The sequence below is a fragment of the Pontimicrobium sp. SW4 genome, assembly GCF_039954625.1.
GTDB lineage: Bacteria > Bacteroidota > Bacteroidia > Flavobacteriales > Flavobacteriaceae > Pontimicrobium.
The window spans coordinates 3,140,721-3,153,667 of sequence record NZ_CP157199.1; the positions used below are offsets into that span (position 1 = coordinate 3,140,721).

Below are 12,947 nucleotides of genomic sequence, written 5' to 3' on the forward strand. Positions count from 1 at the left end.
TAGATCCCTTGATTGTTAGATGTATGCTATTCTAATAATCGAATAATCGAATAATCCAATTGTCTAATTATCTAATTCGAAAAAGATGTTTAAAAAAATATTAGTAGCCAATAGAGGGGAAATAGCACTACGTGTTATTAGAACCTGTAAAGAAATGGGAATTAAAACAGTTGCAGTATATTCTACAGCTGATGCCGAAAGTCTTCACGTAAAGTTTGCAGATGAAGCTGTTTGTATTGGTCCTGCACCAAGTAGCGAGTCTTATTTAAAAATGTCTAATATTATTGCTGCTGCAGAGATTACTAATGCCGATGCAATACACCCTGGATATGGATTCTTATCTGAAAATGCTAAGTTTTCAAAAATTTGTGGTGAACATGATATTAAATTCATTGGTGCATCTCCTGAAATGATTGATAGAATGGGAGACAAAGCAAATGCAAAAGCGACTATGAAAGCTGCTGGAGTACCATGTGTTCCTGGAAGCGAAGGTGTTATAGAAACTTTTGAAGAATGTATTAAAACAGCTGAAGAAACAGGATATCCTGTAATGCTTAAAGCGTCTGCTGGTGGTGGTGGAAAAGGGATGCGTGCTGTATGGAAACCAGAAAACTTGAAAGAAGCTTGGGAGTCTGCAAGGCAAGAGTCTAAAGCAGCTTTTGGTAATGATGATATGTATATGGAAAAGCTCATTGAAGAGCCTAGACATATTGAAATTCAAATTGTTGGAGACTCTAGAGGAGTAGCTTGTCATTTATCAGAAAGAGACTGCTCGATTCAACGACGTCATCAAAAATTAACAGAAGAAGTACCTTCTCCATTTATGACTAATGCTTTGCGTAAAAAAATGGGAGAAGCAGCAGTAAAAGCAGCAGAATACATTAAATACGAAGGAGCAGGAACCGTTGAGTTTCTAGTGGATAAGCATAGAAATTTCTATTTTATGGAAATGAATACACGTATTCAAGTAGAGCACCCAATTACCGAACAGGTAATTGATTTCGATTTGATTCGTGAACAAATATTGGTTGCTGCAGGTGTGCCAATTTCTGGGAAACATTATACGCCTAATTTACATTCAATCGAATGTAGGATTAATGCAGAAGATCCTTTTAATGATTTTAGACCGTCACCAGGAAAAATCACAACACTGCATTCTCCAGGTGGTCATGGAGTCCGCTTAGACACTCACGTATATGCAGGATATTCAATACCGCCAAATTACGATTCGATGATAGCTAAGTTAATTACAACAGCTCAAACCCGTGAAGAAGCAATAAACAAAATGAAGCGTGCTTTAGACGAATTTGTAATTGAAGGTATAAAGACTACAATTCCATTCCATAGACAATTAATGGATCATCCAGATTATTTAGCAGGAAATTATACCACTAAATTCATGGAAGATTTTAAAATGGATGAGCAGTATAAAGATTAAGTAAAAAAAACTCCGAAATTAATTTCGGAGTTTTTTTATGGCTTATTTTTAAGTTGTACATTTATCTCATGACTAAAAAAAGAAAATTAAAAACAAACGAGATGCCTTGGGTATTAATTCCGGGGCTTTAGCTTCCTTTTTCGTTTACTTCAAACTTTAAATTCTTTTTTCAACTTTTAAATTTCTTTTAATGAATAATATTATTGTATTAGGCGCTGGTATGGTGGGCAGTGCCATGGCTATAGATATAGCAAAAACACACAAGGTTACCTTAACAGATGTTAATGTACATGCTTTAGAAAAGGTAAAACAAAAATCTACAGATCTTGATTTTTTATTATTAGATGTAACTGATAAGCAAACCCTTAAATCAATGATTAAAGATTTTGATTTGGTAATTTGCGCAGTTCCTGGATTTCTTGGGTTTGAAACACTTAAAGCTATTATTGAAGCAGAAAAGAATGTTATAGATATTTCTTTTTTCCCTGAAAACTCTTTGGAATTAGATGCTTTAGCTAAAGAAAAGAATGTTACTGCAATTGTAGATTGTGGAGTAGCTCCAGGAATGGATAACGTTATTCTTGGGTATTATAATGAAAAAATGAAGCTCACAGATTTTGAGTGCTTAGTTGGAGGCTTACCAAAAATTAAAAAATGGCCATTTTGTTATAAAGCACCATTTTCTCCAGTAGATGTTATTGAGGAATATACAAGACCAGCTCGTTATGTAGAAAACAGCCAAGTTATTACAAGAGAGGCGTTAACGGATTGCGAATATTTAGAATTTGATAACATTGGAACATTAGAATCTTTTAATTCAGATGGGTTGAGGTCGATAATTTATACCATGTCTCATATTCCTAATATGAAAGAAAAAACCTTACGTTATCCAGGACATGTGGAGTATATTAAAGTACTTAAGGAAAGCGGCTTTTTTAGTGAAGAAGTTATTGAAGTTAATGGCAATAAAGTATCACCATTAGATTTTACAAGTAAAGTATTATTTAACGAGTGGAAACTTGGAGAAACTGAAGAAGAACTTACGGTTATGCGTGTAACAGTTAAAGGCGAAAACGAGAATGGGAAAATAGAAGAGGTTGTGTATAATCTTTATGATGAGTATTGTCCAGATACGCAAACCTCATCTATGTCTAGAAGTACAGGTTATACTGCCACAGCTGCAGCAAATCTATTCTTAGAAGGATTGTTTAGCGAGAAAGGTGTTTTTCCACCAGAGTTAATTGGAAAAAATGAAGTGTGTTTTAACTATTTCTTAAACTATTTAAAAGAACGAGGTGTTGTATATAAAAAAACATCTAGACTGTTAGAATGAATTTGAAGCAAAAGCTATATCGATCTTGTGAAGCTTTTATTGAGAATAGATTTCAAACAATTCAAAAAAGCATAGAAGAATTACAAAATGCACTTCAGTCGGAAACCAAAAGTAGCGCTGGAGACAAACATGAAACTGGAAGAGCCATGTTGCAGCTTGAGAGAGAAAAAGCTGGTCAACAATTAGCTGAAATAAATAAAACAAAAATGGTTTTATCGAAAGTAAGTCTTGATAAAAAATCTACTATTGTTACACTAGGTTCTTTAGTATATACCAACCAATTGAATTATTTCATTTCAATAAGTGCAGGAAATTTAGTAGTTGATCATGAATCTTTTTATGCGATTTCGGCTAATACACCTATTGGTAAATTGCTTATCGGTAAAACAGCAGGAGATAGTATTAATTTTAACAGAAATAGTATTGAAATTAAAAAAATAGAATAACTACCTATTAGTAATTTTAAGGGAAATCTCTTGATCTATTTTAAGCTCGTGAGAAGTTTCAAAAAAAATGGACTTATCATTCAATAATGCTTCAATTAAATAATAATCTCCATTATAATAATTATGTTTTACAGTAGCTTTTATTTTAGAATTATTGACAACTTCTAGTTGATGTGCATACAAAATACCATAAGGCTCTATGGTATTAAATTCACCAAAAAAAGAGGCAACTAAAGGCAAAGGAGGATTACTGTAAAGCTCTTTAGGTGTATCATTAGCAATAAGCTCTCCTTTATGAAGCACAATCATTTTATCGGAGAATGGTAATACATCATTCTTATCATGAGTGGCAACAATACATGTAATATTATTTTCTTTTAAGTGCTTGAATAGATTGCGTCGTAAAGATTGTTTTTTAAAATTATCTATATGACTAAAGGGCTCGTCTAATAAAATAATTTCTGGTTTTAAAGCAATAGCTCTTGCCAATGCTACACGCTGTTTTTGTCCACCACTTAAATATTGAACTTTTACATTTGCGAACTCTTTTAATTCTACAATATCAATAAGAGTGTTGATTCGTTCTTGTTTTTCTTCTGGATAAAAGTTTGACAAGAATTTTCCAATATTTTCTTTTACCGTTATGAAAGGCATTAAATCAAACTCTTGAGTGACATATTTCATAAAAGGGTAGCCAACAACTAAGTTGTGGCTAGGGCCTAAAATGGGCTCATCTTTCCAGTAGATGCTACCTTTACCTAAATCATATTCTCCATGTATCAGTTTTAACAACGTACTTTTACCAGAGCCACTTTCTCCAATAATTGATATGTTTTCACCTGGCAGCGCAGAGAAATTAATGTTTTTTACAACTATATTTTTATGATATCCAAAGGAAATGTTTTGAACCTGAAGCATTAAATGTATTTAGAGGTAAAAATAGTATAAAAAAAGCCATCTAACTTAGATGGCTTTAATATAAAAGTTCAATAAATATATTATTCTTTAATAAATTTTTGAGTATGAGACAATCCATCTTGCATGACTCTAAGGAAATAAGTTCCAGTGCTTAAAGATGACACATTAACAGTGTTATCTTTTCCAAACTTACTATTTAAAACACGCTTTCCTGAAATATCAAAAACGGTATAAATCGCATCGCTTAAGTTATATTTAGTACGAACATATAATGTGCTTTTCGCTGGGTTTGGAAACAACGTTAGATCTTCAGCGAAAGTCTCAGTTTGAGTACTTAGAGTAGATCCTTCAGCCAAAGTAATAGATTGATTTACGCTAACATTATTAATAATATCTACGGTATTAGAGGGCCAATATACTTTAACAGATGTAATATTAGTATCAGTACCGAGACCAAAATGCGTCGTTAAACTATTCATATATCTAAACCCTTCTCCACTTCTAACATCACGTATTTGAGTTCCAGAACTAGTAGTAATTTCTATTCGTGCTCCAATTCCAGCCTTGTTTAGACCATTTCCTACTAACTTTATTTTAAAGTAATTATTAAGGTTTCCATTGTTATAATATATTTTAGAACCACTTGTTACATCCATAAACCCATCATCATTTAAATCACCAATAGCACCTTGAGGTGGCATTCCTGAAGTATATGCAGTAAATGACATATTAGTAGAGTTGCCATCGTTTAGTAAAACATTTCCGTTAGAGAGAATATCTATAAACCCATCGTTATTAAAGTCCACAGGAGCATTATCAATACCTGTGTAAGTGAAGAATCCTAAATTTGTTGTTGCAGTAACATCAGTAAATGTACCATCACCATTATTACGCATCATTTTATGTGATGCTCCACTATAGCCACCAATAAAAACATCCATGTCACCATCATTATCATAATCTCCCCAAGCTCCAGACCAAGTTTGAATAGGATCAGCTAAATTTGCAGCTACAGCAACTTCGGTATAAGAGCCATTTCCGTTATTTCTAAATAATTGGTTTTTTCGTCTCTCTTCTCCACCACCACATTTTGCCAAAAACATATCAATATCGCCATCATTGTCGTAATCTACCCAAACAGAACCATAGTTGCCACCAGATGGATAAATACCTAAACCTTCAGGAACTCCATTTGCATCTGCACCTTGATAGAATTCTAAACCACTGGTTTCATTCATATAATAAATGTTTGGCGCTATATCGTGACAGATAAAAACATCTAAACGACCATCCTCATTAATATCCACAAAGTTTGTACGCTGTGTAAAAATGCCGCTTTTGGTTTCTACAATGGCATAATCGGTTCCACTATTAGTTGCTTTTATAATATTTACTCCAGAACCATTTCCCCAAACAAGATCATTGTATCCATCACCATTATAGTCACCAGCAGCTAAGCTCCATGAAGCACTATAGGGTGCCGAAACTGGGTAATCATGACCTGTAAATCCTCCGCCTGGTACTTGTTCTTGAATATTTATATCATAAACATTACTATCATTTACATTTTTAGCAACGATGGATACAATATCATCTAATCCATCATTGTTCATATCTACAGCACCCCTTAAAGTTCCTCCGCCAGATCTTACTTGCTCATTAAAACTAATAGCTAATACAGGCGCTTCAGTTAGTGTAAAATCAAAAGAAGAAGAATCATACCTGTTATCCCAAGCAATATAATATGTTGTGTTTGCCTGAACGGTAAATTTAACATTAGATAAACGAGCATAAACAGTATAGTTATCATAGTCATCATTACCAATTATACAATTTAAAGAGCCACAAGTTCCATCATATACCTGAACTTTAGTATCCTTTCCGTCATTTCCGGCAATATCTGAAGAAATTTCAACTTGATAATCGTTAGTTGGTGTATAAGCAAACCACTCACCATTACTAGCAATGCTACCAGGAGAACAACCTGGAACTGGTGCAGTACCATCAAAAGAGGTTATTGAGTAGGTTCCCGCGCTTGTTATATGAGTTGCGCTATCAGCTGTTGCACAAGTATTTGAACTACTTTGAGCCTTAATAGCAAAAGGCGCTATGCAAATGATTAAAAAGAGTAATTTTGTTTTCATAATGATTGGGATATTATAATATTTTATTGATTCGTGTTTTCTAATGAGTTAATCCATTGCTCTATAAGCTGAACACCTTCTTTATGTTGAAGGTTTCTTCCCATAATTGGCATTTTATATTCGTCTAAGGTTGATTTAAGCCTAAATAGCAAAGCTGATTCTTTTGGTTTTCCTGGAGCCACAATATGGGATAAGCCTTCTTCGAGTTCAAAATTGTGTTCAACGTCAACACCCATATTTACAAAATCGTAGGTGTCTTTAAAAGAAAATCTCATTGGCGCATATTCGCAGTAGCCTTTATCTGTATGGCAGTGTGCACAATTAATATCTAGGTATGACCTAACTCTTAAGTCTAAAGGTTGTGATATGTCTGCCCAATCAACTACCGAAACTATTTCAGAAGGAATATTTGAGGTGTTTAAATATCCAAATTCCGCCCATTTTTTTAATTGATTCTTAATCCCATCTTTAAAAAGAAGGTCTTCATTTATGTTCTGGGGTTTTGGACCAATAGGCAATATTTCATCATATTTGTTATGACAAGTGAAACACTCATTATATGATGGTATTTTATAGTTAACAGCTTTTGTTTCATTATTGTCTTCAATTTTAACATTAACAAAACTGCCTTCAGTTGTGTAAAATGCTTCAGATTGCTCATCATTCCACTTATAATTAACTAAAATCCATTCTCCTTCTTTTTTTATAATAAGGCGAGTTTCAATCATTTTTCTGTTCTTCTCTGGTAAGACATTTTCAAAATAATGACTGGTAATTAAAACGGCTCCATCAGGAAAATCTAATACACTATGGTCGTTAACATAATTTGCTTTAGAGCCTTTTGGCATCCAGACAAATGTTTGTGCTTTTGCATAGTCTATAAATAACCCACTTGTAATTTTGTACGGTAGAACACCATAAACAGGTTTTAAATCAGACATTTTACCTTCAAAAAAATTGTATTCTGAAAGTGTTGAATAAGGAACATTCTCTAAGTTTAGAGAAACGGGAGATGTGGGTGCAGGTTCAACTTGTACATAACTATCCTCTTCCGAACACGATGTACAAGAAAATACAAATAGCAAAAGCCCTATTAAACAGGAGTATTTTTTTGTCATTTATAGAAAATTTGGATAGCTAATTTAATTAAAAGGGAAAGCCGCTAGTAATTAATTAGTTATAATGCCAAAAATTCCATACAATATGTTGAAAGGCAGTTTTTTCCTATAAACAACAGGGCTTAAGCTAGAATAGTCTGTTTGCGTGTAAGTACTCTGCAATCTGAACAGCATTAGTAGCTGCTCCTTTGCGTAAATTATCTGAAACAATCCACATATTTAATGTATTAGGCTGTGTTTCGTCCCTTCTAATTCTGCCAACAAAAACATCATCTTTTCCATGTGCTAAAATTGGCATTGGATAGATATTTGCACTTGGATTATCTTGCACAATGACGCCTTCAGTTTTCGCTAATAATTCACGTACATCTTGCAAGTTAAAGTCGTTTTCAAATTGAACATTTACCGACTCAGAATGCCCTCCAGCTGTAGGAATTCTTACTGCAGTAGCAGTTACAGAAAAAGTTCTATCGTCTAATATTTTTTGTGGCTCTCTGGCTAGTTTCATTTCCTCTTTTGTATAACCATTTTCTAGAAAAACATCGCAATGTGGTAATGCATTTCTTCCAATTGGGTAAGGGTACGCCATTTCTCCATCAATACCGTTTATTTCATTTTCAAGTTGTTGTACTGCTTTCACACCTGTTCCAGAAACTGACTGATAGGTCGATACAACTACACGCTTCATTTTGTATTTTTTGTGCAATGGAGCTAAAGCGAGAACTAATTGAATGGTCGAACAGTTAGGATTTGCAATAATTTTATCTTGCTTTGTAAGAGCTTGAGCATTAATTTCAGGAACCACTAATTTCTTGTCTTGATCCATTCTAAAGGCAGAAGAATTATCAATAACCGTCGTTCCTGCCTCAGCAAATTTTGGAGCCCACTGTAAAGATGTATCTCCTCCAGCAGAAAATAAAGCGATATCTGGCTTCATGGAAATAGCATCACTAATACTAACAATTTTATAGGAAGTCCCTTTATACTCAATACTTTTTCCAATGCTTCTTTCTGAGGCTACAGGTATTAATTCCGATATAGGAAAATTACGTTCTTCAAGAACTTTTAACATAACATTGCCTACCATTCCGGTAGCGCCAACAATAGCTACTTTCATCTAATTTAAATTTTGAAAAGCAAAAGTAGTTATTTATTCATTTGATGCTTGAATAATCTCACAAAAAAAGCCCTTGTTTTTTAAAAACAAGGGCTTTTTAACAAGTAAAGATAATATGTTATTTCTTTAACAAATCACGTATCTCAGTTAATAAATCATTGTCAGATGGTCCAGCTGGAGGAGCAGGAGCAGGTTCTTCCTTTTTCTTCATTTTATTGATGCCTTTTATAACTAAGAACATTACAAAAGCAACAATAATAAAATCAATAAGATTTGTAAGAAACTCTCCCCACATTAAAGCGACTTCGCCAACAATATTTCCTGATTCGTCAGCAACACCTTCTTGGAGTATCATTTTTTGATCTTTAAAATCTGATTTGAATACTAATCCAATGAGCGGAGATACAATTCCGCCAGTGAATGAAGATACTATTTTGTTAAAAGCAGCACCCATTACAAAAGCAACAGCGATATCGACTAAGTTGCCTTTCATTGCAAATTCTTTAAATTCTTTAAGCATAATAGTTTAATGTTTTAGTTAATTAAGCTCTAAAATACGAAAAAAATTAAATGTTAAAATAATCTTAAAATTATTTTATAATTTTTCGTTTTACACGTCTTGAAATAGAGGTAATTAATTCATAAGATATGGTATTAGCAGATTCGGCTAAATTTTCGGCTGTATGTTGATTGTCAAATATGATTACTTCGTCACCTTCATTGCACCTAATATGTGTTACATCTACCATAATCATATCCATACAAACATTTCCAATAATATTCGCTTTTTCTTTATTGATAAACACAAATCCCTTACCGTTTCCAAAGTGCCTACCAATACCATCTGCATGACCAATTGGTATGGTTGCGGTTTTTTTAGAAGCACTGCTTTTAAAAGCCCTATTATAACCAACAGTTTCTCCCTTTTCTATATAATGTATTTGAGAAATCACCGATTTTAATGCAGCTATAGGTTTAAGGTTTTTGCTTTCTTTTTCAGAATTACCAAAACCATAAAGCCCAATACCACTTCTTACCATATCTAAATGCGCTTCGGGATAATTTAAAATACCGGAAGTATTACAAAGGTGAAGAAAGGGCATATAACTTAAAGAATCAACTAATTTTTTTGAAATGCTCTTAAAGCTAGATATTTGAGATTTAGTAAACTCTGTTTCTCCTAAATCTTCACTAGCAGCAAGATGAGAAAAAATAGACGCTATTTTAATTGAATGATTGTCTTTTAGCTGAGACAAAATATAATCAATATCATTTTCCCAAAAGCCAAGCCTATTTAAACCTGTATTAAACTTTATATGCACAGGGTAATTTGACTGATTTTCTTTCTCGGCACAATAGATAAAGCTTTTTAAAAGACGAGCGCTGTGTAAACTAGGCTCTAAACAGTAATCAATAATTGTTTTAAAATTTACAGGCTGTGGGTGCAATACCAAAATGGGTTTAGTTATACCTGCATCACGAAGTATAACACCTTCTGATGTATAAGCTACAGCAAAATAATCAACATTTAATCCTTGAAGATGAAGTGCAATTTCTTCAGCATCACTACCATAAGCAAATGCTTTTACTACTGCTAAAAATTTAGTGTTCTTTTGAAGTTTCGATTTAAGATATTCAAAATTATGCGTAAGCGCATTTAGGTTTATTTCAAGAACCGTTTCCTGAGCCTTAACCATTACCAGTTTTTAGTTTTGAAGAAACTTCTTCAGCATCATTCACATTCATGTTACGCACTTTGTCTCTTAACATGGCTTTATAAAATGCAGCTCTACTTAAAGGCTCGTATTCGTCAACTTCGCCTAATAAAACTAAATCGTCACTTTTTGCTTTTCTATAACTGTACTGTGCTAAGTTTCCAGTTCTTGTACAAACCGCATGAACTTTAGTAACATATTCGGCTGTAGCCATTAAACTAGGCATTGGCCCAAATGGATTTCCTTTAAAATCCATATCTAATCCAGCAACAATAACTCTTACACCTTTATTTGCCAAATCATTGCAAACTCTTACAATTTCATCATCAAAAAATTGAGCCTCATCAATGCCTACCACATCGCAACCATCAGCTAAAATAGGTATATTAGCAGCCGCAGGAACTGGTGTTGAACGTATTTCATTTGAGTCATGTGAAACAACCATTTCATCATCATATCTCACATCAACAGTAGGTTTAAAAATCTCAACTTTTTGTCTTGCAAATTGAGCGCGTTTAAGCCTGCGAATCAATTCTTCTGTTTTTCCAGAGAACATTGAGCCACAAATAACTTCAATCCAACCAAATTGTTCTTTATGATTTACTGTATTTTCGAGAAACATTTTGTAATTTTAACACTAAAATAATGCAAATATTCGTTTGTATAAAGGTGGCGTAAATTTATTAAAAATCAAAAACGAAAAGCGCATTAAATTTAAAAGTTATGAAGAAGAAACTAGAATCAGAGCTAATTAGTATAGCGCATAGAATTCTAAAATTAAAAGGGAAAGAAGATGTTTTAAAAATGCATGCTGAAGTTGAGGCATTGTATGAAAAATTATCTGTTTTAAAATTTGCTCAAGAAAATTTTGAAGATAATATACCAACCATTGGAAGTGACTCCTCTTTTTTTGGTATGCTAGATCAAGCGTTCAACAATAAAGTAAGCGATAATGTTGAAGTCGGTGATAGAATTTATGTAAATCTAGATGAAATAGAAGATGATGGTATTATGGAGCCTGCTATTGAAAAGATTAAAGATATTGTCGCTCAAATGCCTCAAGAAACGCAGGGAGTCGATGATTTTCTTAAATCGGTTATCCCTGTAGATGATGCCTTTGAAGAATTGACAGCAGGATTTAAAGATATGCCAGTTTTTGAGGCAGTAAGCCCTACAAAAACTCAAGCAAAAGAAGATACCAAAAAAACATTAAACGATGCTTTAAAAGGAAAAGCTTTGACTTTTGGATTAAACGATAAAATAGCTTTTATAAAGCATTTATTTGACGGTAATAGTGAAGATTTTGAACGCGTTGTGTCTCAAATTAATACATCTCAAAATTTTGAAGAGGTGAGTACGCTAATCCAAAATATTATTAAGCCAGATTATAACCATTGGGAGGGTAAGGAAGAGTTTGAACAACGTTTCATGGACATTATTCAAAGTAAGTTTGAGTAAATGAGCAAACTGTATATTGTTCCAACGCCTATAGGGAATTTACAAGATATAACTTTAAGAGCCATTGAGGTATTAAAAGAAGTTGATTTGATTTTAGCTGAAGACACAAGAACTTCTGGCAAACTATTAAAACATTTTGATATTAATACACCTTCGCAGTCTCACCACATGCATAATGAGCATAAAACGGTTGAGGCAATTATCCGAAAACTAAATTCTGGAATGACCATTGCTTTAATCAGTGATGCAGGGACGCCTGCTATTTCTGACCCTGGATTTTTACTCACAAGAGCGTGTATTGAAAATAATATTGAAGTAGACTGTTTACCAGGAGCAACAGCATTTGTACCTGCGTTAGTGAATTCAGGATTGCCAAACGATAAATTTGTGTTTGAAGGGTTTCTACCTGTAAAAAAAGGGCGTCAAACAAGGTTAAAACTACTCGCTGAAGAAACCAGAACCATGATTTTTTATGAATCTCCACATAAGCTTATTAAAACTTTGACTCATTTTTGTGAGTATTTTGGTGAAGACAGACAACTTTCTGTATCTAGAGAATTGACTAAACTCTATGAAGAAACCATTAGAGGAACAGCCAAAGAAGTATTAGAGCATTATACAAATAAGCCACCAAAAGGTGAAATTGTAATTGTTGTTGCTGGACTTAAATAATGCAAGAATTACTTCACAATATTAGCCAATGCACTATTTGTTCTAAGCATTTACAGCTTGGGCCACGACCAGTAGTGTCTGCACATCCTAATTCAAAAATCGTAATTATTGGTCAGGCACCAGGAACGAAAGTTCATAATTCTGGGATTCCTTGGGATGATGCTAGTGGAAAGCAACTACGACAATGGCTAGGTGTACCGGATGAAGATTTTTATGACGAAACAAAATTTGCCATAATTCCTATGGGGTTTTGTTACCCTGGAAAAGGAAAAACAGGTGATTTGCCACCAAGACCAGAATGCGCACCACAATGGCATGAATCATTATTTAATTTAATGCCAAACCTTAAACTCGTTATTTTAATTGGGATGTATGCTCAAAAGTATTATCTAAAAGATTCAGCTAAAAAGACACTTACCGAAACGGTTGCCAACTATTCAAAATATTTGCCTCAGCATTTTGTAATGCCTCATCCATCACCTAGAAATCGATTTTGGTTAACAAAAAACCCTTGGTTTGAAGCTGAGGTTGTTCCAACACTTAAAAATAAAGTTGCTAAAATTATCTCATAAAGTTGTAATATTATAG

Annotated in this window: 13 protein-coding genes; 6 read left to right on the plus strand and 7 right to left on the minus strand. The window is 33.5% G+C overall.

Annotation, left to right across the window (positions count from 1 at the left end; all coding sequences use genetic code 11):
- Positions 1-85: 85 nt before the first annotated feature.
- The 3 genes from accC (at position 86) to ABGB03_RS14415 (ending at position 3,217) form a co-directional block, all read left to right on the plus strand.
- Positions 86-1,438, plus strand: coding sequence for an acetyl-CoA carboxylase biotin carboxylase subunit (gene accC / locus ABGB03_RS14405; protein ID WP_347923291.1), 1,353 nt, complete (start codon positions 86-88; stop codon positions 1,436-1,438).
- A 190-nt stretch (positions 1,439-1,628) separates the two neighbouring features.
- The gene (locus tag ABGB03_RS14410) at positions 1,629-2,771 is read left to right on the plus strand and encodes a saccharopine dehydrogenase C-terminal domain-containing protein (RefSeq protein ID WP_347923292.1); all 1,143 of its coding nucleotides are present in this window, start codon (positions 1,629-1,631) and stop codon (positions 2,769-2,771) included.
- Entirely contained in the window at positions 2,768-3,217 is a 450-nt protein-coding gene (locus ABGB03_RS14415; RefSeq protein WP_347923297.1) for a 3-oxoacyl-ACP synthase, read from the plus strand. The genes ABGB03_RS14410 and ABGB03_RS14415 overlap by 4 nt, the downstream gene beginning before the upstream one ends.
- Here ABGB03_RS14415 and ABGB03_RS14420 read toward each other — a convergent pair whose 3' ends face one another.
- The 7 genes from ABGB03_RS14420 to ABGB03_RS14450 form a co-directional block, all read right to left on the minus strand.
- Positions 3,218-4,135, minus strand: coding sequence for an ABC transporter ATP-binding protein (locus ABGB03_RS14420; protein ID WP_347923299.1), 918 nt, complete (start codon positions 4,133-4,135; stop codon positions 3,218-3,220).
- A gap of 80 nt (positions 4,136-4,215) precedes the next feature.
- Positions 4,216-6,279, minus strand: coding sequence for an FG-GAP-like repeat-containing protein (locus ABGB03_RS14425; protein WP_347923301.1), 2,064 nt, complete (start codon positions 6,277-6,279; stop codon positions 4,216-4,218).
- A gap of 23 nt (positions 6,280-6,302) precedes the next feature.
- Positions 6,303-7,397, minus strand: a complete 1,095-nt coding sequence (locus ABGB03_RS14430; RefSeq protein ID WP_347923303.1) for a hypothetical protein — start codon at positions 7,395-7,397, stop codon at positions 6,303-6,305.
- Positions 7,398-7,524: 127 nt separating this feature from the next.
- Positions 7,525-8,514, minus strand: a complete 990-nt coding sequence (locus ABGB03_RS14435) for an aspartate-semialdehyde dehydrogenase (RefSeq protein WP_347923304.1) — start codon at positions 8,512-8,514, stop codon at positions 7,525-7,527.
- Between the two features lie 118 nt (positions 8,515-8,632).
- Positions 8,633-9,034, minus strand: coding sequence for a large conductance mechanosensitive channel protein MscL (gene mscL, locus ABGB03_RS14440; RefSeq protein WP_347923305.1), 402 nt, complete (start codon positions 9,032-9,034; stop codon positions 8,633-8,635).
- A gap of 70 nt (positions 9,035-9,104) precedes the next feature.
- Positions 9,105-10,211 carry an alanine racemase gene (alr, locus tag ABGB03_RS14445; RefSeq protein ID WP_347923307.1) on the minus strand — a complete coding sequence of 369 codons (1,107 nt, stop codon included), beginning with the start codon at positions 10,209-10,211 and terminating at the stop codon, positions 9,105-9,107.
- Positions 10,204-10,851 carry a thymidine kinase gene (locus ABGB03_RS14450; RefSeq protein ID WP_347923309.1) on the minus strand — a complete coding sequence of 216 codons (648 nt, stop codon included), beginning with the start codon at positions 10,849-10,851 and terminating at the stop codon, positions 10,204-10,206. The genes alr and ABGB03_RS14450 overlap by 8 nt, the downstream gene beginning before the upstream one ends.
- Before the next feature lie 101 nt (positions 10,852-10,952).
- Here ABGB03_RS14450 and ABGB03_RS14455 point away from each other — a divergent pair, with 101 nt between their 5' ends.
- The 3 genes from ABGB03_RS14455 to ABGB03_RS14465 are packed head-to-tail and all read left to right on the plus strand — an operon-like array spanning position 10,953 to position 12,931.
- Complete coding sequence (locus ABGB03_RS14455) at positions 10,953-11,687, plus strand: hypothetical protein (protein WP_347923311.1); 735 nt, start codon at positions 10,953-10,955, stop codon at positions 11,685-11,687.
- Positions 11,688-12,359, plus strand: coding sequence for a 16S rRNA (cytidine(1402)-2'-O)-methyltransferase (gene rsmI / locus ABGB03_RS14460; RefSeq protein WP_347923313.1), 672 nt, complete (start codon positions 11,688-11,690; stop codon positions 12,357-12,359).
- On the plus strand, positions 12,359-12,931 hold the full coding sequence (locus ABGB03_RS14465) for a uracil-DNA glycosylase family protein (protein ID WP_347923315.1): 573 nt from the start codon (positions 12,359-12,361) through the stop codon (positions 12,929-12,931). Before rsmI ends, ABGB03_RS14465 begins: the two co-directional genes overlap by 1 nt.
- The last annotated feature ends 16 nt before the right edge of the window (positions 12,932-12,947 follow it).

What these genes read in the sequence shown, in the direction of transcription:
- rsmI (WP_347923313.1), top strand. Translation starts at nt 11,688, where the DNA reads ATGAGCAAACTGTATATTGTTCCAACGCCTATAGGGAATTTACAAGAT.
- ABGB03_RS14465 (WP_347923315.1), top strand. Translation starts at nt 12,359, where the DNA reads ATGCAAGAATTACTTCACAATATTAGCCAATGCACTATTTGTTCTAAG.
- mscL (WP_347923305.1), bottom strand. Translation starts at nt 9,034, where the DNA reads ATGCTTAAAGAATTTAAAGAATTTGCAATGAAAGGCAACTTAGTCGAT.
- ABGB03_RS14410 (WP_347923292.1), top strand. Translation starts at nt 1,629, where the DNA reads ATGAATAATATTATTGTATTAGGCGCTGGTATGGTGGGCAGTGCCATG.
- ABGB03_RS14450 (WP_347923309.1), bottom strand. Translation starts at nt 10,851, where the DNA reads ATGTTTCTCGAAAATACAGTAAATCATAAAGAACAATTTGGTTGGATT.
- ABGB03_RS14455 (WP_347923311.1), top strand. Translation starts at nt 10,953, where the DNA reads ATGAAGAAGAAACTAGAATCAGAGCTAATTAGTATAGCGCATAGAATT.
- ABGB03_RS14415 (WP_347923297.1), top strand. Translation starts at nt 2,768, where the DNA reads ATGAATTTGAAGCAAAAGCTATATCGATCTTGTGAAGCTTTTATTGAG.
- ABGB03_RS14425 (WP_347923301.1), bottom strand. Translation starts at nt 6,279, where the DNA reads ATGAAAACAAAATTACTCTTTTTAATCATTTGCATAGCGCCTTTTGCT.
- ABGB03_RS14435 (WP_347923304.1), bottom strand. Translation starts at nt 8,514, where the DNA reads ATGAAAGTAGCTATTGTTGGCGCTACCGGAATGGTAGGCAATGTTATG.
- ABGB03_RS14420 (WP_347923299.1), bottom strand. Translation starts at nt 4,135, where the DNA reads ATGCTTCAGGTTCAAAACATTTCCTTTGGATATCATAAAAATATAGTT.
- alr (WP_347923307.1), bottom strand. Translation starts at nt 10,211, where the DNA reads ATGGTTAAGGCTCAGGAAACGGTTCTTGAAATAAACCTAAATGCGCTT.
- ABGB03_RS14430 (WP_347923303.1), bottom strand. Translation starts at nt 7,397, where the DNA reads ATGACAAAAAAATACTCCTGTTTAATAGGGCTTTTGCTATTTGTATTT.
- accC (WP_347923291.1), top strand. Translation starts at nt 86, where the DNA reads ATGTTTAAAAAAATATTAGTAGCCAATAGAGGGGAAATAGCACTACGT.